The 24,569-nt window shown below is 24.4% G+C and carries 18 protein-coding genes and 1 pseudogene; 17 read left to right on the top strand and 2 right to left on the bottom strand.

The window, feature by feature from the left end:
• The first annotated feature begins 15 nt into the window (after positions 1-15).
• From MCAV_RS03445 to MCAV_RS03370, 16 genes and pseudogenes are all read left to right on the top strand, one after another.
• Positions 16-2,634: an ABC transporter substrate-binding protein gene (locus MCAV_RS03445; protein ID WP_391591729.1), complete on the top strand. Its 2,619-nt coding sequence runs from the start codon at positions 16-18 to the stop codon at positions 2,632-2,634.
• A gap of 29 nt (positions 2,635-2,663) precedes the next feature.
• Positions 2,664-4,694 carry a DUF31 family putative serine protease gene (locus MCAV_RS03440; RefSeq protein ID WP_391591728.1) on the top strand — a complete coding sequence of 677 codons (2,031 nt, stop codon included), beginning with the start codon at positions 2,664-2,666 and terminating at the stop codon, positions 4,692-4,694.
• Positions 4,695-5,053: 359 nt separating this feature from the next.
• Positions 5,054-7,057, top strand: a complete 2,004-nt coding sequence (locus tag MCAV_RS03435) for a DUF31 family putative serine protease (protein ID WP_391591727.1) — start codon at positions 5,054-5,056, stop codon at positions 7,055-7,057.
• 130 nt (positions 7,058-7,187) lie between these two features.
• The gene (locus MCAV_RS03430; RefSeq protein ID WP_391591726.1) at positions 7,188-9,203 is read left to right on the top strand and encodes a DUF31 family putative serine protease; all 2,016 of its coding nucleotides are present in this window, start codon (positions 7,188-7,190) and stop codon (positions 9,201-9,203) included.
• A 363-nt stretch (positions 9,204-9,566) separates the two neighbouring features.
• A complete protein-coding gene (locus tag MCAV_RS03425) occupies positions 9,567-11,657 on the top strand; it encodes a DUF31 family putative serine protease (RefSeq protein WP_391591725.1) in 2,091 nt (696 codons plus the stop codon).
• 130 nt (positions 11,658-11,787) lie between these two features.
• Entirely contained in the window at positions 11,788-12,630 is an 843-nt protein-coding gene (gene rsgA, locus MCAV_RS03420) for a ribosome small subunit-dependent GTPase A (protein WP_391591724.1), read from the top strand.
• A 16-nt stretch (positions 12,631-12,646) separates the two neighbouring features.
• Positions 12,647-13,291 (top strand): hypothetical protein, encoded by a 645-nt coding sequence (locus MCAV_RS03415; protein ID WP_391591723.1) that lies wholly within the window; start codon positions 12,647-12,649, stop codon positions 13,289-13,291.
• 3 nt (positions 13,292-13,294) lie between these two features.
• Complete coding sequence (der, locus tag MCAV_RS03410; protein ID WP_391591722.1) at positions 13,295-14,632, top strand: ribosome biogenesis GTPase Der; 1,338 nt, start codon at positions 13,295-13,297, stop codon at positions 14,630-14,632.
• 103 nt (positions 14,633-14,735) lie between these two features.
• Positions 14,736-15,083, top strand: a complete 348-nt coding sequence (locus MCAV_RS03405; RefSeq protein ID WP_391591721.1) for an HU family DNA-binding protein — start codon at positions 14,736-14,738, stop codon at positions 15,081-15,083.
• A gap of 89 nt (positions 15,084-15,172) precedes the next feature.
• A pseudogene (msrB, locus tag MCAV_RS03400) lies at positions 15,173-15,553 on the top strand (peptide-methionine (R)-S-oxide reductase MsrB); the annotation flags it as partial.
• 99 nt (positions 15,554-15,652) lie between these two features.
• Positions 15,653-16,123: a peptide-methionine (S)-S-oxide reductase MsrA gene (gene msrA, locus MCAV_RS03395; RefSeq protein WP_391592250.1), complete on the top strand. Its 471-nt coding sequence runs from the start codon at positions 15,653-15,655 to the stop codon at positions 16,121-16,123.
• 14 nt (positions 16,124-16,137) lie between these two features.
• Positions 16,138-16,425, top strand: a complete 288-nt coding sequence (locus MCAV_RS03390) for a hypothetical protein (protein WP_391591720.1) — start codon at positions 16,138-16,140, stop codon at positions 16,423-16,425.
• Positions 16,415-17,860, top strand: coding sequence for an amidase family protein (locus tag MCAV_RS03385; RefSeq protein WP_391591719.1), 1,446 nt, complete (start codon positions 16,415-16,417; stop codon positions 17,858-17,860). The genes MCAV_RS03390 and MCAV_RS03385 overlap by 11 nt, the downstream gene beginning before the upstream one ends.
• Before the next feature lie 2 nt (positions 17,861-17,862).
• The gene (gene gatB, locus MCAV_RS03380) at positions 17,863-19,302 is read left to right on the top strand and encodes an Asp-tRNA(Asn)/Glu-tRNA(Gln) amidotransferase subunit GatB (protein ID WP_391591718.1); all 1,440 of its coding nucleotides are present in this window, start codon (positions 17,863-17,865) and stop codon (positions 19,300-19,302) included.
• A 107-nt stretch (positions 19,303-19,409) separates the two neighbouring features.
• Positions 19,410-20,012, top strand: coding sequence for a hypothetical protein (locus tag MCAV_RS03375; protein ID WP_391592249.1), 603 nt, complete (start codon positions 19,410-19,412; stop codon positions 20,010-20,012).
• Positions 20,013-20,254: 242 nt separating this feature from the next.
• Positions 20,255-20,542 (top strand): hypothetical protein, encoded by a 288-nt coding sequence (locus MCAV_RS03370; protein WP_391591717.1) that lies wholly within the window; start codon positions 20,255-20,257, stop codon positions 20,540-20,542.
• 527 nt (positions 20,543-21,069) lie between these two features.
• Here MCAV_RS03370 and MCAV_RS03365 read toward each other — a convergent pair.
• Positions 21,070-21,507, bottom strand: a complete 438-nt coding sequence (locus MCAV_RS03365; RefSeq protein WP_391591716.1) for a hypothetical protein — start codon at positions 21,505-21,507, stop codon at positions 21,070-21,072.
• A gap of 754 nt (positions 21,508-22,261) precedes the next feature.
• Here MCAV_RS03365 and MCAV_RS03360 point away from each other — a divergent pair.
• Positions 22,262-23,434 carry a hypothetical protein gene (locus tag MCAV_RS03360; protein WP_391591715.1) on the top strand — a complete coding sequence of 391 codons (1,173 nt, stop codon included), beginning with the start codon at positions 22,262-22,264 and terminating at the stop codon, positions 23,432-23,434.
• A 684-nt stretch (positions 23,435-24,118) separates the two neighbouring features.
• On the opposite strand, the gene MCAV_RS03355 is transcribed toward MCAV_RS03360, so the two are convergent.
• Complete coding sequence (locus MCAV_RS03355; RefSeq protein ID WP_391591714.1) at positions 24,119-24,517, bottom strand: hypothetical protein; 399 nt, start codon at positions 24,515-24,517, stop codon at positions 24,119-24,121.
• Between the last annotated feature and the right edge of the window lie 52 nt (positions 24,518-24,569).

Raw genomic sequence — 24,569 nt, 5'->3', positions numbered from 1 at the left:
TTAAGGATAATAACAATGACCTATTTTTTAAGAAAAAACAAAAAAATTACTCAAAGGTTAATGATTCTTGCTGGTCCATCATTAATTTTAAGTGCATGTAAACCTGCAACTGAAACAGTTAGTAAGTCAATAAATAATGAATTATCATTAGCATTACCAACCCAAATTGGATCATTAAATTACCCATTAGAAAGTAATGTTGCAAAAGGTGATATTATCCAATTATTAGTTGAACCTTTAGTTAAGGTGAAACCAACTAGTGCGATCCAACCTTATTTAACTAATCCTAATCTTAATACTCGTTTTTATACAGCTAATGATGATGGTGTTTTAAGTAAAATTGATTTTGATGTTAATAAAATTCAGCGTGATCAAGATGGTTTTTTTGATCCAACAACTGATTCTAGTAATGGTGGTGATATTTATGAAGGTGAAGGTAAGGTTCGTTATAAATCATTAGATAAATATTATGCTGGTGCTGCTGATGTCATTGTTGGATTAGGCAAAGAAATTTCACCTTATGCTACAAGTACTAATAAAGAAGATGATTCACTAAAAATTGCTAACCGAATTATTCGTTTTCACATTCGTGATGATTTGAAATGATCTAATGGTGATCCTGTTACTCCTAATGATTATGTTAGTACTCTAAAATATATTTTAGATCCAACTAAAGGATCATTAGAATATACTGAAGTTGTTAATCGTTTACAAATTAAAAATGCTAACCAATGTTTTGTTGAACGTTATAATTTGATTCAGCAAAACCCTAATTTAACAGGTGATCAAACTTGAAACCAAGCGCCTAGTTGTCAATCTAAAATTGATCCAGTTGATCCAGAAACTAATAAAGTTTTAGCTAATACTGGTTTTGGAGTGCGTGCACTTGATAATAATTGGGTTGAATATGAATTTGAACAAGGTGATTCAGTAACTACGATTGCTAGCAAATTAGATTTATTAGGTGGAGTTACTTTTTTACCTGTACCTGAAAAATTCATTCAAAAGTTACCACGATCAATTTTAGATTATGGTTTAGATGAAAATAGTTTTTTATCAAATGGTGCTTTTAAACTAACCCAATTCTCACCTGAATACATTTTAAAAGCAGAAAAAAATCGCCAGTATTGAGATCAAGAAGATGTTTTTTCACAAAATTTAACAGTCAGAACATCATCAAATAATTTAGTTCAAATTAATTTGTTTCGTGATGGTGATATTTCTGAAATTAGTAATATCCCCCCACAATTTTTACCAGTATTTAATTCTGATCCATCAATTAGTCAAACAATTGTGCGCGGGGGGGCTTCTGCTGTAAGTAGTTTTTTACAATTTTCAGCATCAGGAATTGCTAATATTCCTGGTTTAGCACCAATGTTAGATCCTGATTTTCGAAGAGCTTTATATTATGGCTTAAATCGAGTTAAAACATTAGAAGCTCAAAACCGTTTTGGTTTAATTCCTAGTGCGATTACAATTCCTAATAACAACTTAGATTTTTTCACTCCTGGTGATTTAAATTTATACAGTTATGTTGCTAAACAAGAAATGGTACCTGATTATCCAGGAGCACAACCATATAAATTAGAATCTTATACAACTGATGATCGTGCTATTAACAATTATGCTAACTATTTAGGTGGTAAACCAATTGATAATGTTTATAAACCAGAATTAGCAAAGAAGTTTTTTAAACGTTGGGTTGATAAATACAAAGTTAAAGATCCAGTGTTTCCATTTCAATTTGATCCTGCTGATGAAGATTTAGCAATTAGTTTACAACAACAATGAGAGTCATTATTTGCTGATTATAATTTTAGTTTGAAATTAGAACCAACTTTATCAACAACACTATTAAGCAAAAAATTAACTGGTGATTTTACAATGACTTTTGAACCTGGTTTCACAATTGATCGATTAGGAACAAGTAGTTATAACTGATATTTTGGATATGCCACAACAACATTTGCTAATGATCGTCGTTTAGCTTCACAAACTAAATATTTTGGTGATACGATTGGTGCTTATGCAAGAAGATTAGCAACAACTCAAGCAGGTAGAGAACGATTGGCATCATTTGGTTTAGATCCTAACCCAGAATCTCAAACTAAAGCAGGCTATATGTGAAGGTTATTGCAAACATTAGATCAATACATTGAATCTGATTCAGAGACAATTAAAAATTTACCTGATTGAAATGAAACTGTTAAAAATGGAATTTTATTAGATAACAAATGGAAAAATCCTACAGCCTTACAAAAACATGATCTTCTTAAAAACTATTTATTTCATTTAGGACTAGGAATTGGTTCAAATTCGAATTATTTCTTCTTTAGAAATAATGTTGTAATTCAAAATCCATTAGCTGTTGGTGATAATTCTGAATTTAAAATTAATAATGGTTATTTACTAGCAGATTTTTATGTTATTTTAGAAAAACTAATGCGTGATAATGTTTTTTCAATTCCAATCAGTTCTTATTCTGCTACTTATTTTGCTAGTCGTATTGTTGGTTCTGGAAGAGCATCATTTTTTGGTTTTCCTCGTAATTTAACTAGTGCTTATCGTTTTGATGCTAAACCAAAAAATAATAAAAATATTGCCTTGCCTGGACAAGAAATTTTAAACAGTTAACTAATTATTAAAAAGCAATTTTACTAACTATGAGAAAAAAATCTTTTTTACTAACAACAAGTTCACTAACAATTGCAACATTAGTTTTATCAGCATGTACACCTAATAGTTATTTATCATCTAATAGTATAATTGATCCATCAAGCGTTCTAAAAACACCAATTGATCCAACATTAGATAATATTGATCAAAAAGTTTATAGTTCACAATATCATGCTAAAGCTGCACCTAATCCTAATGATTGTCAGGAAACTAATCGTGATGTTTGTTATTTTCAGTATTTAAATGATCGTAGTTTTTCCATCTTTATTAAAACTAAAAGTGAAGGCAATAGTTTAGGGGGTGGTTTTGGTACTGGTTGGTTTGTTGATCGTGAAGTTGGAACTAACAACTTTTATATTGCTACTAACATTCACGTTGCTAATCTTGGTAAAACAACAACTCCTTATACTGATAAAAACCCTGATCCTCAATTATTAGATATTTCAATTGGCAAACAAGAACTTGATCGTCAATTATTAAATAAAAATACTAGTCAAATCGTTCCCTCTTCTTATCAAAGTGTTGGTGAATGAACTTCAAATAATCATGCTGATAGTAACCATCGAATTTTAACTGAAGTGAAATATCAACCAATTTTTTATGGTCCAGAATTTACTAGTCCTAAAAACTATAATTTTAGTCTTATTTATCAAGATCAAAAAATTCCTTATCAATATAGTTTGTTTTTAGCACGAAATTTACCTAGGTTTGCAGAAAATTTTAGATCTCTTTTTAAAAGTATGGATTCTAATAGTGAAGTTGGTAAAATTTTTAGTTTTGATAATGTTTTTGATTTTATGCTTACTCAAGACTTATATAGAAATAATTTTTCATCAAGTCAAAGAATTTCTAAAGATCAAAAATTAGGCATCACTAAAACTGATTTACATAAATTTTTTAAAACAACTGAAGAAAAAAAATCATTAGAATTTGATGAAGATTTAAGAGTTATGCAGGGATATAATGATATGGCAACATTAAAAGTTAATATTCCTAATGATTATTTAGCAAAGCATTTTCCATATTTTCTTGATCCTAATAAATATAATGAATGAACTTTTCCAAGATTTAGTCAAAAAAACTTATGAACTATTAATGATGATTATGATGCTAATCCAGTATTTTTTTATCATGCAGGTTATCCAGTTGAACAAATTAAGAAAAACTTGACTTATCGTTCTAAAGGTGGACCTACTTTTCGTTCAACTAAAAGTAAATTAGTGTCTGTAAATAAAGTAAGAGCAAATTCAACATTAGAGTTAGATAATTTCACTTGTGATCCTGCAAAAAACTTATTATCAGGTTGTGATAAAGATAAAGTACCAAGAGCTGGACTTGATTTTTTAGCAGATGATGATTATACTACAGGTGGGGGCTCATCTGGTTCATTAGTAATTGATAAAGATTATAATGCTGTAGGAATTTATTGGGGTGTCTATTTTAATCAAACTAGTTTAGTAACAAAATTTAGTCAAAATTCAGCCTTTCAACCATTTTATAATCAAGGTAATTCTGATCAAGAAGTTGAATTAGATGCAACAAGTACATTGCCATTAGAATTTGATTATACTGATCCTAATAATAAGGATCAAGGTGGCATTAAAAATTCACCATTTAATAGTGCGTTATTATTTGCTTTAAAAGAAAATTTCTATAACAATTTTGTTCATGATTTATTAAATAAAAGAACAACACAATCACAAAAATTATTAGAAGAAATTAAAGCAAAAGCAAATGATACTGATTCAAGCAATAAGTTTGAATCAATTAAAAATGATGTTAAAAAAATCGCTGCTGATTCAAAACAAAATATTGATGAAATTCTTAATTTAATCGCTTATTATTTTGTTAAATTATTTTTAAAACGAATTGGTTTTAAATTTAGTTTAGAATCAATTAATACAATTACAACTAATAATTATTATGGTAATGTTGATTACAAATCACAAATGACTAAATATTTTAAAGATCATAACATTAAAACTTACCATTTAAATAATCCAAAAAAACCTAATTAATATAGTGTAATTAAAATAAGATTATTAGATCAATTTTATTAAAAGTTTTTTAATGATTTGTCTAAATCTTTATTTCAAAATCAATTAATCTTTAATTATAATAACCTTAATGAAGGTTATCTTGAATAATACCTAATTATTTTTTAATAAATACTAAAAAATAATTTTTTACTATATCAAAAATTCAAAATGATAATTAACGTTTAAAAATTTAGGTTTTTAAATTGTTAATTATTTTTTTATATTTACTATTTTCAATTTTTATACAAATAATTAATCAATTTTATTATTTGTTTTTATCCTTTTAAATTAATCAAATAAATCGAAATTAATCATTAGATATTTCAAGAAGGATTTTTATGTGAGAAAAACGACGCTTTTTTTATATTTTAGTAATGCTTGGCACATTAGTGTTAAGTGCTTGTAGACCAGCTGATGTAGGAAGAGCAATTAATCCTGATGAAATTTTTAAAACTAATATTAATCCTGATTTAGAAAGTATTAATGAAAAAGTTTATAGTTCACAATATCAAGCTAAAGCTGCACCTAATCCTAATGATTGTCAGGAAACTAATCGTGATGTTTGTTATTTTCAGTATTTAAATGATCGTAGTTTTTCAATTTTTATTAAAACTAAAAGTGAAGGTAATAGTTTAGGTGGTGGTTTTGGTACTGGTTGATTTGTTGATCGTGAAGTTGGGACTAACAACTTTTATATTGCTACTAACATTCATGTTGCTAATCTTGGTAAAACAATAGTTCCATATACTGATAAAAATCCTGATCCTCAATTATTAGATATTTCAATTGGCAAACAAGAACTTGATCGTCAATTATTAAATAAAAATACTAATCAAATTGTTCCCTCTTCTTATCAAAGTGTTGGTGAATGAACTTCAAATAATCATGCTGATAAAAACCATCGGATTTTAACTGAAGTTAAATATGAACCAATTTCTTATGGGCCTGAATTTAAAAATCCTAAAGATTATAATTTTAGTCTTTATAATCATCAAGATAAAAAAATTTCCTATCAATATGGTCGGAATTTAGCGCAAGGATTTCCTACTTTTGCAAATAGTCTTAATTCTCTTTTTAACTCTCTTTTTCAAAACATAAATATTGAAGTTCAAAAAATTTTTAGTTTCTATAATGTTTTTTATTACATGTTTTATCAAGATTTATTAAGAAATAATTTTTCATCAAGTATTAAATTTTCTAAAGATCAAAAATTACGTATTAGTAGAACTGATTTAGATCAATTTTTCAAAACAGATGAAGAAAAAAAATCATTAGAATTTGATGAAGATTTAAGAGTCATGCAAGGATATAATGATATGGCAACATTAAAAGTTAATATTCCTAATGATTATTTAGCAAAACATTTTCCATATTTTCTTGATCCTAATACATATAATGAATGAACTTTTCCAAGATTTAGTCAAAAAAATTTATGGACTAATTATGATAATTATAAGGCTAATCCAGTTGTTTTTTATCATGCGGGTTATCCAGTTGAACAAATTAAGAAAAATTTAACTTATCGATCTAAAGGTGGACCTACTTTTCGTTCGACTAAAAGTCGTTTAGTAGATGTTACAAAAGTATTGTTTAATTCTACATTAGAGTTAGACAATTTTACTTGTGATCCTGAAAAAAACTTAATATCAGGTTGTGATAAAGATATAGTGCCAAGAGCTGGACTTGATTTTTTAACAAATGATGATTATACTACAGGTGGAGGCTCATCTGGTTCATTAGTAATTGATAAAGATTATAATGCTGTAGGAATTTATTGGGGTGTCTATTTTAATCAAACTAGTTTAACAACACAATTTAGTCAAAATTCAGCCTTTCAACCATTTTATAATCAAGGTAATTCTGATCAAGCAATTAAATTAAATTCAAGAAGTAAATTACCATTAGAATTTGACTATACTGATTCTGATAAAAAAGATCAAAATGGCATTAAAAATTCACCATTTAATAATGCATTATTTTTTACCTTAAAAGAAAATTTTTATAACAATTTTGTTAATGATTTATTAAGTAATACAACAGAATCAAAAATGTTATTAGAAAAAGTCAAAACTCAAGCATCCGATAATAATTCAAATAATACATTTGAAGTAGTTAAAAATAATCTTAAAAAAATTGCTTCAGAAAAAGGTGTTGATAGCATTCTTAATTTAATGGCTTATTATTTTGTTAAATTATTTTTAACTAGTTTTGATGTTAAGTTTAGTTTAGAATCAATTAATACAATTACAACTAATAATTATTATGGCAATGTTGATTACAAATCACAAATGACTAAATATTTTAAAGATCATAACATTAAAACATATCATTTAAATAATTAATCCTAAAAAACTTAATTAATATTATTAAATTTAAAGATTATTAAAGTAATTTTATTAAAAGTTTTTTTAACCCTTTTAAATTAATTAAATAAATCAAAATTAATCATTAGATATTTTAAGAAAGATTTTTATGTGAAAAAAACAACGCTTTTTTTATATTTTGATGATGCTTGGTACATTAGTGTTAAGCGCTTGCAGACCTACTGATATAGCAAGAACAATTAGTCCTAATGAAATTTTTAAAACTAATATTAGTTCTGATTTAAAAAGTATTAATCAAAAAGTTTATGGTTCACAATATCAAGCTAAAGCTGCACCTAATCCTAATGATTGTCAGGAAACTAATCGTGATGTTTGTTATTTTCAGTATTTAAATGATCGTAGTTTTTCAATTTTTATTAAAACTAAAAGTGAAAGTAATAGTTTAGGTGGTGGTTTTGGTACTGGTTGATTTGTTGATCGTGAAGTTGGGACTAACAACTTTTATATTGCTACTAACATTCATGTTGCTAATCTTGGTAAAACAACAACTCCTTATACTGATAAAAACCCTGATCCCCAATTATTAGATATTTCAATTGGCAAACAAGAACTTGATCGTAAATTATTAAACAAAAATACTAATCAAATTGTTCCTTCTTCTTATCAAAGTGTTGGTGAATGAACTTCAGATAATCATGCTGATAGTAACCATCGGATTTTAACTGAAGTGAAATATCAACCAATTTCTTATGGTCCAAAAATTACTAGTCCTGATAACTATAATTTTAGTCTTACTTATCAAGGTGCAAAAATTGGCACTGGAGATAGTCAATTTTTAGCAGAAGAATTACTTCCTAATTTAGAAACTTTTAAATCTGTTATTGATTCTAATAGTGAAACTAAAGAAATTTTTAATTTTAATGACATTTTTAATTATATGTTTTTAGAAGATTTATGAGTTAATGATTTTTCATCAAGTCAAAATGTTTCTAAAGATCAAAAATTACGTATCACTAAAACTGATTTACATAAATTTTTTAAAACAGATGAAGAAAAAAAATCATTGGAATTTGAAGAAAATGATCCAAGAGTCTTTCAAGGATATAATGATATGGCAACATTAAAAGTTAATATTCCTAATGACTATTTAGCAAAACATTTTCCATATTTTCTTGATCCTGATAAATATAATGAATGAACCTTTCCAAGATTTAGTCAAAAAAACTTATGGACTATTTATGATAATTATGATAAAAATCCAGTATTTTTTTATCATGCAGGTTATCCAGTTGAACAAATTAAGAAAAACTTGACTTATCGCTCTAAAGGTGGACCTACTTTTCGTTCAACTAAAAGTAAATTAGTAAATGTGCAAAAAGTAAGAGCAAATTCAACATTAGAATTAGATAACTTTACTTGTGATCCTACAAAAAACTTATTATCAGGTTGTGATAAAGATAAAGTACCAAGAGCTGGACTTGATTTTTTAGCAGATGATGATTATACTACAGGTGGGGGCTCATCTGGTTCATTAGTAATTGATAAAGATTATAATGCTGTTGGAATTTATTGGGGTGTCTTTTTTAATCAAACTAGTTTAATAACACAATTTAGTCAAAATTCTGCCTTTCAACCATTTTATAATCAAGGTAATTCTGATCAAGCAGTTGAATTAGATGTAACAAGTACATTACTATTAGAATTTGACTATACTAATCCTGATAAAAACGATCAAGATGGTATTAAAAATTCACCATTTAATGATGCATTATTATTTGCTTTAAAAGAAAATTTTTATAACAATTTTGTTAATGATTTATTAAGTAATACAACAGAATCACAAACATTATTACAAAAAGTCAAAACAAAAGCAAATGATACTAGTTCAAACAATAAATTTGAATCAATTAAAAATGATGTTAAAAAAATTGCTAAAGATAAAACAGGTACAAATGGAAAGGATGATATTGATAGTATTTTAACTAAAATGGCTTATACTGCTATTAAGTTCTTTTCAGATGAATATGATGTTCAATTTAGCTTAGAATCAATTAATACAATTACAACTAATAATTATTATGGTAATGTTGATTACAAATCACAAATAACTCAATATTTTAAAGATCATAACATTAAAACTTACCATTTAAATAATTCCAAATAATGTCATTAATATAATTATTAAGCCCATTTTATTAAAAGTTTTTTAATGATTTGTCTAAATCTTTATTTCAAAACCAACTAATCTTTAATTATAATAACTTTAATGAAAGTTATTTTGGATAATACCTATTATTATTTTTTAATATTAATAAAAAATAATTTTTTACTATATCAAAAATTCAAAATGATAATTAACGTTTAAAAATTTAGGTTTTTAAATTGTTAATTATTTTTTTATATTTAGTATTTTTATTTTTGAGAACAAATAATTAATTAATTTTATTATTTGTTTTTTGACTCTTATAAATTAATTGACTAAATCGAAAATTAATCATTAGATATTTCAAGAAAGATTTTTATTTTTATGTGAAAAAAACAACGCTTTTTTTATATTTTAGTAATGCTTGGTACATTAGTATTAAGTGCTTGTAGACCGGCTGATGTAGGAAGAGCAATCAATCCGAATGAAATTTTTAAAACTAATATTAATTCTGATTTAGAAAGCATTGATCAAAAGGTTTATGATCAAGATCAAGCAGGTTTAGCTGCACCAAATCCAAAAGATTGTCAAAATGATAATATTGATATTTGTTATTATCAATATCTTAATGATCGTAGTTTTTCAATCTATAAAGAATATAGCAAAGATGATGTTCCATTCCAAAGTAGTTATGGTACAGCTTGAATTGTTGATCGTGAAGTTGGCACTAACAATTTTTATATTGCTACTAACATTCACGTTGCTAATGCTGGTCCAATAAATCCAGAATTTGAAACTAATAAACCTAATCCTGATATTTTTCGTTTTGCAATTGGTAAACAAAAACTAGATCAAAAATTATTAAATAATAATCATCGTCAAATTACTCCAGCAAGTTATCAAACTGTTGGTAGTATTAATTCTAAAAATCATGCTGATCAAGAGCATCGGATTTTAACTGAAGTAAAATTAGAACCGCTTAGTTTTACTAGTTTTGATTCTAGTCCTAGTCAATATAACTTTATTTTGAAAAAAAATCAGCAAAATATTGATCTTAAAACTAAACAAGCATTATTAAAAACAATTGATTCATTTCAAAATAAGCAATGACAACAAATTTATCAAACTATTGAAAATCCTCAATCTGCTGTTTTTAGTTTAGATAACATTATTAAATTTATGTTTCAAAAAGATTTAGCATCTAATAATTTTTCTAAAACTAATATTTTATCAACTAAACATAAATTATCTATTACTGCAAATGAATTAAAACAATTTTTTAAAAGCCCTGAAGAGCAAGAACAACTGAAGTTTGAAAAATTACCTGCTTATGGTTTTATTGATATGGCAACATTAAAAGTTAGCATTCCTGATGATTATTTAGCAGCTAACTTTCCTTATTTTCTTAATCCTAAAAAATATAACCAATGAACTTTTCCACGGTTTAAACAAGAAAATATTTTACCTAGTGATTATGATCCAGATATTAATCCAATTGATTTTTATCATGCAGGATATCCTTTAGAACAAATCAAAAAAAATTTAGTTTATCGCTCTAAAGGTGGACCAACTTTTCGTGTTGCTAAAAGTACTGCTAAAAATAAAAGAATTGTTGGTAATGGTGAAACTTTAGTTTTAGATAATTTTGCATGTAATCCTGATTTTCAATATTTATCTTATTGTGATCAAGATCAAGTTCCAAGATCAGGAATTGATATTTTATCAAGTGATGATTATGTTACAGGTGGAGGATCATCTGGTTCATTAGTAATTGATAAAGATTATAATGCTGTTGGAATTTATTGAGGAATCTTTTTTAATCGCACTAATTTAGTAACCAAATTTAGTCAAGATTCAGCTTTTCAACCTTTATATAATAAACCCGATGTTCAAGATCGAATTTCTCGTTTAGTAACAAGAAATTTACCTTTAAAGTTTGTTTATGGTGATCAAAAATTAAATTATGATCAAAACCATGATCTGAAACCAGTTAATCAATCTTTAATTTATGCTTTAAGTAAGAATTTAATTAATAGTTTAAGTCAAACAATTTTAGACAAATTCATTTCTTTATATTCATCAGGAGCAATTTATCCTACTGATCAAACTCAATTTATAGGAATAACAAGGATTAATGACCCTGCAACACTTTCAAATATCATGGAAAATTTTGTTGCTAAATATGGTTTAGAATTACCTTTATCAAATAATACTTATAATGCTATTACATATTTAAATAAAATTAAAATGGGAATTAATCATTTGTTAGAATCAAAATTTCAATCAGCAGTGAATCAAATTGCTTATCAATTTGTTAATATGATTTTACAAGATCAGAAAATTGAACCAATATTACAATCAACTAGTGGTCTTTGAAGCACTAATTATGGTCATATTAATTACAAAGAACAAATCACTAACTATTTTAAAAAGAATAATATTCACACTTATTCTCTAAATCCAATATCAATTTAAATCAATCATTATATTTTCTTGAATCATCTTAAAAATAAATTTTTAGATATAATTAAAAACAAACTTTTTTACTAATTTTTTTAATTAAGGAACTAAATAAAAAAAATCAATTATTACAAATAAATAATACATGCTTTTAAAATTACAAGTTTATCAAGCTTTCAATAAAAAAATATTGACGCAAATTAATGATCAGTTAATTACGATTTTAATTCCAACAAATTTTCAGCAAAAAATTATTTGTGGTGATTGAATTGCAGTTGAACAAAAACAAGAACAATTTTTTCTAAAACAATTATTAGAACGCAAAAACTATTTAATTCGTCCTAAAGTTGCTAACATTGATCTAATTTTAATTATTTATCCATTAAATGGTAGTGATAATTTTGATGATTTATTATGATGAATTCTCACTTATGAATCAATTAATTTTGATGTCAAAGTTGTTTTTTCCAAAAGTGATTTATTATCTGAAAAAGATCGTATTAATAAAATTAAAACAATTAGTAATTTAATTAGTGATTTAAAAGTTGAAGCGTTTGATTATCATAATCCAAATGATTGAAGCAATTTAAAAGCAATAATTGAAAATCATTTAATTGTTTTATCAGGTTATTCAGGCGCAGGAAAATCCACTTTTTTAAATTGACTTAATCCTCATTGACAAATTTTAACTCAAGCTTTAAATAGTAAAAATTTAGGTAAACATACAACAACTACAGCTAAAATTTATCAAATTGATAAAATTAAAATTATTGATGCTCCAGGATTTAATAATTTAAATTTAAAATTAGTTAAACAAGATATTGCTTCAGGTTGACATCTTTTTCATGATTTGAAATGCCAATGTAAATTTAATGATTGTTTGCATAATAATCCTAATGTTGATTGTGCTATTATTAATGCTGTAGCAGCAAAAAAAATTAATCAAACAATTTATCAAATTTATTTAAATTTTTTAAATAAGAACTAAGAAAAATGGCTAATTTATGAAACGAATGAAACGTTTTGCTAAATATCGTGAAGAAATTGAAGCAAATGCTAAAAAACTAAAATTAATTAATGTTCAAAATAAAAAAATTATTGATTATGTTAAAGAACTAAAACGTTATCAAGTTCCTAATTTGTCATTTCAAATTAATCAATTACAATTATTAGAACATCAAGTGTATCAATTAAGTACTGTTAGTGATACTTATCAAAGAATTAAAGCATTTAATCAAGAATTTGACCATCAAAAAATTAATCAATTTATTAGTGAAGCACAAGTTATTTTAGATAAAAATGATTTTGCTTTATTTCAAACTAAACACCAAAATTTTCTTGAACAGGAATTAGCCAAAATTCCTGAGTATGCTATGAAGCAAAATCATTTACAAAAAGCAAAAAAATTAAAATCGGCTTTAGAACAGTACAAAATTAATTTAGACTATAATTTAAGTTTGTTAGAAAAAACATTATTAAGAGCAAAAGATTATTTAAAAATTAATGATAATAAAAACGAAATATTTGCCAAACAAAAATGACAACAGAAATCAACAAGATTTAAAATTAGTTTTTATTTAATTTTTGGATTTAGTTTTTTAATTTTTTTAGCAATGATTGGTTTAGTGATTAGCATTGGAATTAGTTAAATCATGAACTTGAAAAAAGTAGCAATTATTGGACGACCTAATGTTGGTAAATCACGTTTTTTTAATCGAGTAGCTAAAAATAAAATTGCGATTGTTTTAGCTGAACCTGGAATTACTAGGGATCGAATTAAAACAACAGTAGAATGACTAACACGAAAGTTTGAATTAATTGATACAGGTGGAATAACTAATCAAAATTTAAGTTTTCAAGAAAATATTAACCAACAAGCAAAAATTGCTATTGCTGAAGCTGATTTAATTTTATTTATGGTTTCATATCTTGATGGTTTGACTTTAGAAGATCAATATGTTGCTTCTGTAATTAAAAAATTAAAACCAAAAAAAGTGATGTTACTAGTTAATAAGTCAGAAAATTGACAAAGTTATGATGATCTTAGTCAATTTCATAAAATTGGGTTTGGTGAACCATATTTAATTGCTGCAGAACATGGGATTAGAATTGGTGATGTTTTAGATGATATTGTTAAAAATTTAAATTTGACAACTAATGAATCAACTAGTGCTGATGTTTTAACATTTTGTTTAATTGGTAAACCAAATGTTGGTAAATCATCATTAGCAAATGCCTTATTGTGTGATCAGAGACTAATTGTTTCAAACATTCCTAACACAACAAGAGATGCAATTGATTGTTATTTTAATTATCATCATAAACAATACTGTTTAATTGATACAGCAGGCATTAGAAGAAGTGGACAAGCAAATAAACTAGCAGTAGAGAAATATGCTGTGCTTAAAGCAAAAAAATCATTAATGCGTAGTAAGTGTGTTTTTTTAGTTTTAGATATTGCTAATGGTATTAGTGAACAAGATGAAATTATTGGCGGATTAGCCTATCAAGCCAATTTACCAACAATTATTATTGCTAATAAATGAGATATTTATCCTAATAAAAGCACTAATAGCATGAATCAAGCAACGAAATTAATTCAAAATCGTTTTGCTTATTTAAGTTGAGCGCCAATTGTTTTTTTAAGTGCACTAAATCAGACAAGAATTGATAAAATTTTTCAGATGCTTGAGCAAATTCAAGCCCAATTGAAAATTAAAGTGGCAACTTCAGTTTTAGAAGATTTATTATTAAAAGCCCAAGCACTAAATCCCATTCCTAATGTTCATGGTAAAAAAATTAAACTTTCATATGCTGTTCAAGTTCAAGGTCAAGTACCAACTTTTGTCATTTTTTGTAATGACCCAGAATTATTACATTTTTCTTATGCTCGTTTTATTGAGAACCAAATTAAATCAGCTTTAGGATTAAATTTAGTACCAATTAAAGTTTATTACAAATCAAAAAATGCTCGAATTCGAAACAAATAATTATAAAATCAACTAATTTATCATTATAATAACTTAATAAAATAATAAATTTAAAATATAAAATAATTTAATTTTAAATCAATATTGCGGAGATAAAAATTAAATGGCTGTTAATAGCAAGTCTAATAAAGTAGTTGCTTCTAATAAAAAAGAAATTTTAAGTCGAGTTAGTGAATTGCTTGCAACTAAAACTAAATCGAATCATTCCATTAGTCAAAAAGACATTAATTTGTTATTAGAAACTTATTTTGATGTCTTACTTGAAACATTGCAAGTAGAAAAAGAAGTACGTCTTTTTGATCTTGGAAAAATAAAAATTGTAGCAACCCCAGCACGTACTGCAATTAATCCTAAAACTAAAGAAAAAATTATTGTTAAGGCTAAAAATAGCCCTAAATTTACTTTTTCTAAAAAAATTAAAGAACTTGTTAATGATAAAACTAGTGATTAATTTTGTTTTAATTATTAATTTTAACCAATAAAACCATGTGCTTATAATTAATAAGGACGTGGTTTTATTATATTGCAAAGGAAATTTTAATGAAAAAATTTGTTGATTATCGCTTTTCAGAAAAAAATTTATCAAGTAAATCAAAAGAAGTTTTATATCAAAACGGAACTGAATCTCCCTTTAATAACGAATATTGAAACCATTGAGAACAAGGGATTTATGTTGATCCTTCTAATGGGGATGCTTTATTTAGTTCTTATGATAAATTCAGTTCAAGTTGTGGCTGACCCGCTTTTTATCGTCCAATTGAATCTCATCTTGTTAAAACTAAAGAAGATTATAGTCACAATATGTATCGCACTGAAGTAAGAACAGCTAATACTGATTTGCACTTAGGTCATGTTTTTGATGATCTTGATCCTAATGTTTTAGCAAAAGGAGCACAACGTTATTGTATTAATTCTGCTGCTTTAAAATTCATTAGTGAAAAAGAGATTATTGCTTCAGGACATCAACCATGAATTGATTTTTGAAGTCATTCTAAAGCCAAAAATCAAAAAGATGTTGCTATGATTACTATTGCTGGTGGGTGTTTTTGAGGTGTGCAACATTTAATTCGTGATATTTCAGGTGTTTATTTTACTACTGTTGGTTATGCTAATGCTAATAGTGACAAACCTGTTACTTATAGTCAAGTATGTTCTGGTGATACTGGAGCAACTGAAGCAGTTCAAGTTTTTTATAATAAAAAATATTTAGATTTAGATCATCTTCTAACAATTGTTTTCTCTCATGTTGATCCAACTACATTAAACCAACAAGGAAATGATAGAGGAAGTCAATATCGTTCAGGCGTTTATTATTCTGAACTTGATGATGCAACTAAAATCAAACATTTTTTTGCAAAATTACAAAAATATTGAACTAAACCAATTGTTAGTGAAATTTTACCTTTAAAAAATTATTATTTAGCTGAAGAATATCATCAAGATTATTTAATTAAAAATCCTCACGGATATTGTCATATTAAAAAAAGATAAATAATTTACTTAAAATGAAATTAGATAAAAATGTCATTATTAATTTAACAAAAGATTGACATGTACCATTAGATGCTAATGTCGTTGATGATTTAATTAATCATTGAACTAAAATTGAAAATGATTTAAAAAGCGTTTCATTTATTGATACTAGTAATGTTATTATTGGCAATTCTTTAAAATGAATTGTTAATACTAGTTTATCTTTAGATCAATTTCAGTTAAGTTCTGATCCAGTTGTCAATCTTAAAACCGTTCCAATTGTTAAAAATAATTATGTGGTAGTTAAAAATGCGATCTAAGATTTGACAACAACATCAAATTTTAAAACAACAACCTAAGCAAATTGATCATTTTTTTCAACAAATCAAAACGCAATTAAAAGTTCATCAAACTGCTAATCCAGTTATTAATGATTGTTTATCAAGTGCAGCAAATTTTGTTGAGCAATTTAAACAACCAACTAATTTATTAAGTGGCATTTTTTATGCTTTAAAAGATAATATTGTTACTACTGATCAAGTTACAACTGGTGGATCATTATTTTTAAAAAACTATCAATCACCTTTTAATGCAACAGTTTATGATCGTTTATTAGCAGTTGGAGCAATTAATGTTGCTAAAACTAATATGGACGAATTTGGTTTAGGAGGTTCAGGTACTTTTTCAGCATATGGTAAAGTTCATTTACCTAATAAACCAGAATATTTAATTGGTGGTTCATCATCAGGATCAGCCTATTTAGTTGCTGCTAATATTGTTAGTTTTAGTATTGGTACTGATACGGGTGATTCGATTCGTAAACCTGCATCATATAGTGGCATTGTTGGTTTTAAACCTAGTTATGGTTTAATTTCTCGTTATGGTGTTTATCCTTTCTGTCCTTCATTAGATACTGTTGGTATTTTCAGTCAATATGTTTTAGATGTAGCAATTGTTTTAAGTACAATTGCACATAAAGATGAGCATGATGCTACTTCATGAAATGATGCAATTAGTGATTATTTTAGTTATGTACAAAAACCACTAACAACTAAAATTAAAATCGGTTTATTTAAACTGATGTTTGATTATGAACAAAATAGTAGTTGTGCCAATAGTAATTTTGCTTTAACTAAACAAGCTTTTGAACAATTAGTAATAAAATTAACTCAAGATTCTAATTTTGAAATTGTTTGAATTGATTTTGATCAAGAATTTTTATGGGTAATTGATGATTTATATCAAATTATTACTTATGCTGAAGCAGCTAGTTGCTATGCTAATTTAACTGGAATTACTTTTGGTTTAAAACAAACTAGTAATAATTTTATTGATTCAATTAATCACAATCGTTCAGTTTTTGGGGCTGAGTTTAAAAAACGGATGGCAATTGGGGGTTATGTTTTAGATCAAGAAAATTATCATAATACTTATTTGCAAGCTAAAAAAGTTAGAGAAGTAATTGCTAATAAATTAGCATTAGTTTGAGAACAATGTGATTTTATTCTTTCATTAGGAGCATTTGGAACAACTTATTTAATGAAAGATTTTGATCAACAAATTAGAAATCCTAATAATATGATTGATAATATTTTACAAATTGCTAATTTTTTTGGTTTACCTTCAATTACCATTCCATGAATTAAAATCAATCAATTACCAGTAGGAATTAATTTATTTGGACCAGAAAAAACTGATGGGCCATTACTAAATTTGGCTTATTGATTAGAAACATGATTGGAAACTAATAAATAGAGATGAATTATTTAGTATCAATTGGTTTAGAAATTCATACTACAGTTTTTTCTAAACGTAAAATGTTTTCTAATGCGCTTAATAGTTCAACTGCACCAGTTAATAGTTGTGTTGCTTATTTAGATTTAGGTTTACCAGGAACTTTACCAGTAGTTAATTTAATTGTAGTTCATAAAGCATTACAATTAGGTCATTTTTTAAACATGAAATTAAATTATGACAAAATTAGTTTTGATCGAAAAAATTATTTTTATTATGATTTACCAAAAGGTTATCAAATTAGTCAATATTTTCATCCAATTGCAACTAATGGGACAATTAAATTAAATCAAGCAAACAAAACAATTAAAATTAATCAAATTCAAATTGAAGAAGATACTGCTAAACAATTAAAAGTTAATGATGAAATTTGATTAGATTTTAATCGTGCAGGATCACCATTATTAGAAATTGTGACTGCACCTGATTTCACTAATGCTAATGAGGTTTTAGAATTTCTAAAATACTTAAAACGAACATTAGTTTTTTTAGAAATTAGTGATGGCAAAATTGAATTAGGAAATTTAAGGGTTGATGTTAATTTATCACTTAGAAAACAACAATCTGATCCTTATGGTGCTAAAGTAGAAATTAAAAATATTGGTTCATTTGAAGCAGTAAGTAATGCTATTAATTATGAAATTAAACGGCAGAGTCAATTATTAGATGATAATCAAATCATTACTCAACAAACACGAAAATGAGATGAGACAACATTAACTACACAATTTTTACGTGATAAATCTAATAGCACAGGCTATTTCTTCATGCCTGAACCAAACATTCCTGAATTTAGCATTAGTGAACAAGAATATCAGACTATTATTGCTCAATCAGCTAAAAGTTGATTAGTAATTGAACAAGAATTATTAGCTGCAGGATTATCATTAGTAGAAATTAATCATGTTTTAGATCATTATGAAATGTATTGTTTGATGCAACAATTAAACCAACATTTAAATGATTGAAAAAAAAGTTATAAATGAATTGCTAATGAAATTTTAGGTTTTTTAAACAAAAGTGAATATGATTTATCCAATTTAAAACAAGAAACTTTTGAACAATTAATAGCAGCAATTATTGCTGTAGAAATTAAACAAGAACTAAATAACAAACAAGTGAAATTAGTTTTTGAAGCCATTTTATTAGAAAACTTAACATTAGATCAAGCAGTTAAAAAATATGATTTAAAACAAATTACTGATTTAGCTTTTTTAAATCAGTTAGTAGAACAAATATTAGTTGATAACCAAAATAAATTAGACCGATTTTTAGATAATGCAACAAAATTTGAAAAATTTATTATTGGTCAAATTATGGCGCGAACTAAAGGTCAAGCTAATCCTTTAAAAGCTAAAGCTGCTTATGATCAAACAGCTGCAATTTTACTGAAAAATAAATAATTAAAATTGATTTTTATTACTAAAATTTAATCAAGTAAAATGTAAAAGAATGACAATGAACAATTTAGAAACATTTTTAAACATTCTTCTTGACTTGAATAAATTAGTTAAAAATAACCCTACTAAAATCAACATCTTTTAAAATCTTATGTCAAAAAGTTTTAGAAACTGCACCACTTTTAAAAAATGATGTTAAACAAGTTTGAAAATGAAATCAATTTCCTGGTTATAATAAAAAACACGATCGAGCAATTGATTTAGTAGTTTTAGATAATAGCGAACAATATTGAGCAATTAAATGTCATTTTTATGATCCTTCTAATAGTTCTAATAATGCTATTATTAAAAAAGATATTAATAGTTTTATGAGAGCAAGTTTAGATCAATTCATAATTGATGGTATGAATAATAAATTTAGTCAAAAATATTTTTTCACAACAACAAATCATATTAGTGTTAAAACAGAAGAAACAATTGTTATTTTTGAATCACAAAAAATGACTCATATTGGTATTGATTGAACTAAATTTGATTTAAATCAATTTGATAAGAATTCAAAACTTGAAGTTATTGAAAAGAAAAAATTAACAAATACTGAAATTCAAATTGTTAATGATTTTATTAATGCGTTTCAAAATGATGGTGATTTAAGATGATCTTGTCGTGAGTATTTAAATAGAAGAGATTTTATTTCATTAAAAATAGTTTAAAAACTATATGAATACCATCAATCAAATCAACCGTTTAACATTCTTTATTTAACTTCTAGAATTATTTGAATGACACCAGCTATTTTTGAATGAAAAAATCAAACTGATTTTGATGATCTAAAAGTTTTGGGAATTTGTTCAGATGTTGATATTAATGAAAAAACACAAATGAAATCAAACATTATAAAGTTTATGATGATAATTTATTTCAAACGCCAATTCCTATAACTAATAAGATAAAATTGATTATTGATAAATATAATAAATCTTCTAAAAAATTTAATATATTTTTTGCAAATTATCAATCAATTGGCATCATTATTGATTTAGTAAAAAAATATAACATTATTTTTGATATTGCTGTTACTGAAGAAATTCGTTCATATTTAAATAAATACTTGAACGATTATGATATGTCGAATGATTTTTTAAATCTGCTAAAAAATGACTTGATATGACTAGAAAATGATATCTTAGTGATATTATTACCAAAAATGAATCATAAAATCAAACTTAGCAATTTTAATTAATTTTCTAGATAAAAATTTAATTTATTAAATTTACTTACAAAACAATTATTTTAAAATTAATTAACAGATTTAAACCAAGTCAGATAATTTTAATTTATCTGACTTTTTCTTATGTGATAATTTTAAGAAAAGAAGTAATAAAATAACTTTTTGTTATTATTTTAATAAATCAATTTAATAAAAAAAGACAAGTTGTAACTAACTTGTCTATTTTATTTTTATTAACTATATTTATTACAACACTAGTTTTTTTATATGATTTAAAATTAATTTTTTTAATTTTTGATCTAAAAATATTACCAATAATATTTATAATAATTTCTGTTCTTTTTTGATTATTTGTAAATTTAGAATTAGTTAAGTGAAAATAGATATTATAAATTTCTGAATAAGTGTTTTCAATAATAAAACAAAATAAATAAAATTATAATAAACGCTTATACTAAAAAACTTGATTTTTCTTAATTATTCTCAAATATCATTTATATTATTTATTTAATACTTATTACTTATTTATTAAAAATTATTTAGGAAACTTGCTTTTGATTTTCTTTATTTAATTGTTGAGTAGTATTTACAATTACTAAAATTGTTCCAATTAAAAGAACAATGTTAATAAAAAGACCTACAATAATTAAAATAAAAGAAGTATTAAATTTTTGAAATAATTCTTTATCTTTATCAATATAATAAGCTTTGATATTACTTAATCAAATAATATTTAAAATTGTAAAAATAAAACTAGTAAGTCCACTTATTACAATAAGTATTACAAGTATTATTGTAGTTGTGTATGAATTATTCACTGTTTTTAAATCTGCTAAAGTAGATGCAGAACTTATTGCATAAGTTGCAGAAATTATTGAATAATAAATAATGGCGATTATACAACAAAGATTAAGAAGTTGTAAAATAAGAGTGGGAATTGCAAAATTTTTTAATTGTTTTAATTTATTAGTTATCATGATTAAAATTTATTTCTTTTTAATATGTATTAACTTGGATTATATATAAAATAAAAAAAGAAAAAAGAAAAAAAGTAATTTTTAGAGATAAAAATAAACGAATTTTAATCGATATTACAAAAAAACTTATTTGTTTAATTTATTGATTATTTTTCTAATAAATTCAATTTTTTATAGTTTTCAAATAAACAGTCTTTTTTATTTCTGATATAAAGTATCTAAAATCTAAGACTATTTAATTTATCTAATTTTTATTTTGTAATTTCATTAGTATTATTTATTGCACAATAATTTTTTAATGTTTTTAGTTATTTTCAAAAAGTATTATATAAAAAATATGAGCAATGGCATTTACAATAGTAAAAAACAATATGATAAAAAAATTATTAATTTAAGTGACTGTATTAATAAAATTAATATAAATATTCAGTTAATAAAAATTTAAAAATTATTAATGAATCCAATAAGCTCGATTAATTTAAAAGTAAAAAATATGTTTTGATTTAATTTTTGTAGTTAATTATATTAATTTTATAAATTGATTAATTATTAGAATATCAAGAGATTTAATTAAAACAAATCACTAATTAAATCATTAAAAAACCCGATTTTAAATTATTTTCATAAGTAAATAATATTTTTAATCAATTAATAAAAACTTTTTTATAATTATTCTTTTAATAAACTTAAAAAATATTATTAACAAATTAATGTTTTTAATAATTAAATTGTAATAAGATAAAAAAAATTAATAATGACAAATTTAGAAAAATATTTAAATATTTTGAATCAATTAGAAAAATCTTCTAATCATTATAAAAAAAGGATAATTTTTGAAATATTATGTAAAAAAGTTTTAGAAACTGCTCCATTTTTTAGTAAAGATGTAAAAAAGATTTGAAAATGACATCAATTTCCTGCTTATAATGAAAAACACTATCGAGAAATTGATTTTGTAGTACAAGATAATAATGATCAATATTGAGCAATTTTATGTGATTATGATCCTTCATTTCAAGGTTCTTGAACAATTCAAGATACACTTTATAACCCTAGTTATAAAATTAATAAAAAAGATATTAATAGTTTTATTACTGCAAGTTCAACTGAATTTACTATTAATGGAATTACTAATAAATTTAGTCAAAAATATATTTTTACAACAACAAATTATATTAGTGTTAAAACAGAAGAAACAATTATTATTTTTGAACCAAAAAAAATGATTGGTGTTGGTATTGATTGAAACAAATTTGATTTAAATCAATTTGATAAAAATTCAAAACTTGAAGTTGTTGAAAAAGAAAAACTGACAAATAATCAAATTCGAGTTGTTAATAAATTTATTAGTAATTTTCAAAAACATGATTATTGAACTTTAAATATGAAATATGGAACTACTTGATATCTTACTTCATTAAGAATTGTTGAAAGGTTATATGACCAATATCATAAACCAAATCAATCGTTTAATATTCTTTATTTAGCCCCTTCAATTGGGTGAATATTACCAGCTATTTTTGAATGAAAAAATCAAACTGATTTTAATAATTTAGAAATTTTTGGATTTTATCCAGATGTTAGGATTAATGATGAAGATAAAAATCAAAAAAATTTTTATAGTACGGTTTATAAAACGTCTCAATTGTTTCCAATGCCAATTCCTATGATAAGTGAGTTAAAAATAATTGCTGAAAAATGTAATATTTCTTCTAGAAAAGTTAATATATTTTTTTCAAGTTATGAATCAATTGATGCCATTATTGCTTTAAGAAAAAAATATAACATTATTTTTGATGTTGCTGTTACTGAAGAAATCGGTTCATGTTTACATAAATATTCAATTGATGATAACATGTCCACTAATTTTTTAAAATCTGCTAAAAGATGACTTGATATGACTAGAGAAGGAACACTTTTTTGCTAATTTTTTAATTGTTTAAAATTCAGTTGTACATTAAAGGCTAATAGCAAAAATCTATATTGATTATTAATAAAAAGTAATTCTAAAATAAAAATTGCAACTTTAATTAATTTTTTAGATAAAAATTTAATTTGAAATTTTATAAGAAAAATATAAAAGTTATTTAAAAAATTTAAATGTTATTACAGCAAAAATAACAAATCTGATAAAAAAGATAAAGTTAATTAATGATCCAATAAAGATCCAAACTTTGATAATATTTCAAAACAACATTTAATTCAAATTATTAAAGCTTATCAAAAAAACAATTAGATTTTAATTTTTCAACTTTAAATTTTTATTATGTTTTATTTTTGTTTTTTTAGCAATTTTAATTTATCTATTTTAATTATTTAAAAACATTAATTAATCATTTTAATAAATGAATTTATATACAAAAAAAAGACAAGTTGTAACTAACTTGTCTATTTTATTTTATATTAACTATATTTATTACAACACTAACTTTTCTTCTATATGATTTAAAATTAATTGTTTTAATTTATAAACTATTATAAAACTAGATATTAAGTCAATAAAACAAACAAATAAAATACTTATAATATGACGCTTGGTTTTTTTTAAAGCGTTTGTAAATATTATTCGTGTTACTTATGTGAAGCTTATTACTTATTTCTTAAAAATTATTTAAGAAACTTGTTCTTGATTTTCTTTATTTAATTGTTTATTAGCATTTACAATTGCTAAAATTACTCCAACCCAAAGAACAAAAGTAACAAAAATACCTACAATAATCAAAATAAAACAAGTATTAAATTTTTCATATAATGCTTTATCTTTATCAACATAATAAGCTTTGATATTGCTTAATCAAACAAGATCTAAAATTATAAAAACAAAACTAGTAATTACACCTAACGCAATAAAAATTCCAAGTATTGTATCTACAGCACTCCCTCTTATAATACTTGTAGGATTGTTTGCTATATATACAAGATTAGCGATTATACAACAAATAGTAAAAAGTGGCGAGATAATAGTAATAATTCCAAAGTTTTTTAGTTGTTTCAATTTCTTAATTATCATCATTAAAATTTCCTTGCTTTTTATATAATGGCCTTACTAATTATATACTTAA

Source organism: [Mycoplasma] cavipharyngis (genome assembly GCF_042984175.1).
GTDB lineage: Bacteria > Bacillota_I > Bacilli_A > Mycoplasmatales > Mycoplasmoidaceae > Mycoplasma_N > Mycoplasma_N cavipharyngis.
The sequence above is the reverse complement of the archived record's forward strand: the minus strand, read 5'-3'. Positions and strand labels throughout refer to the sequence as shown.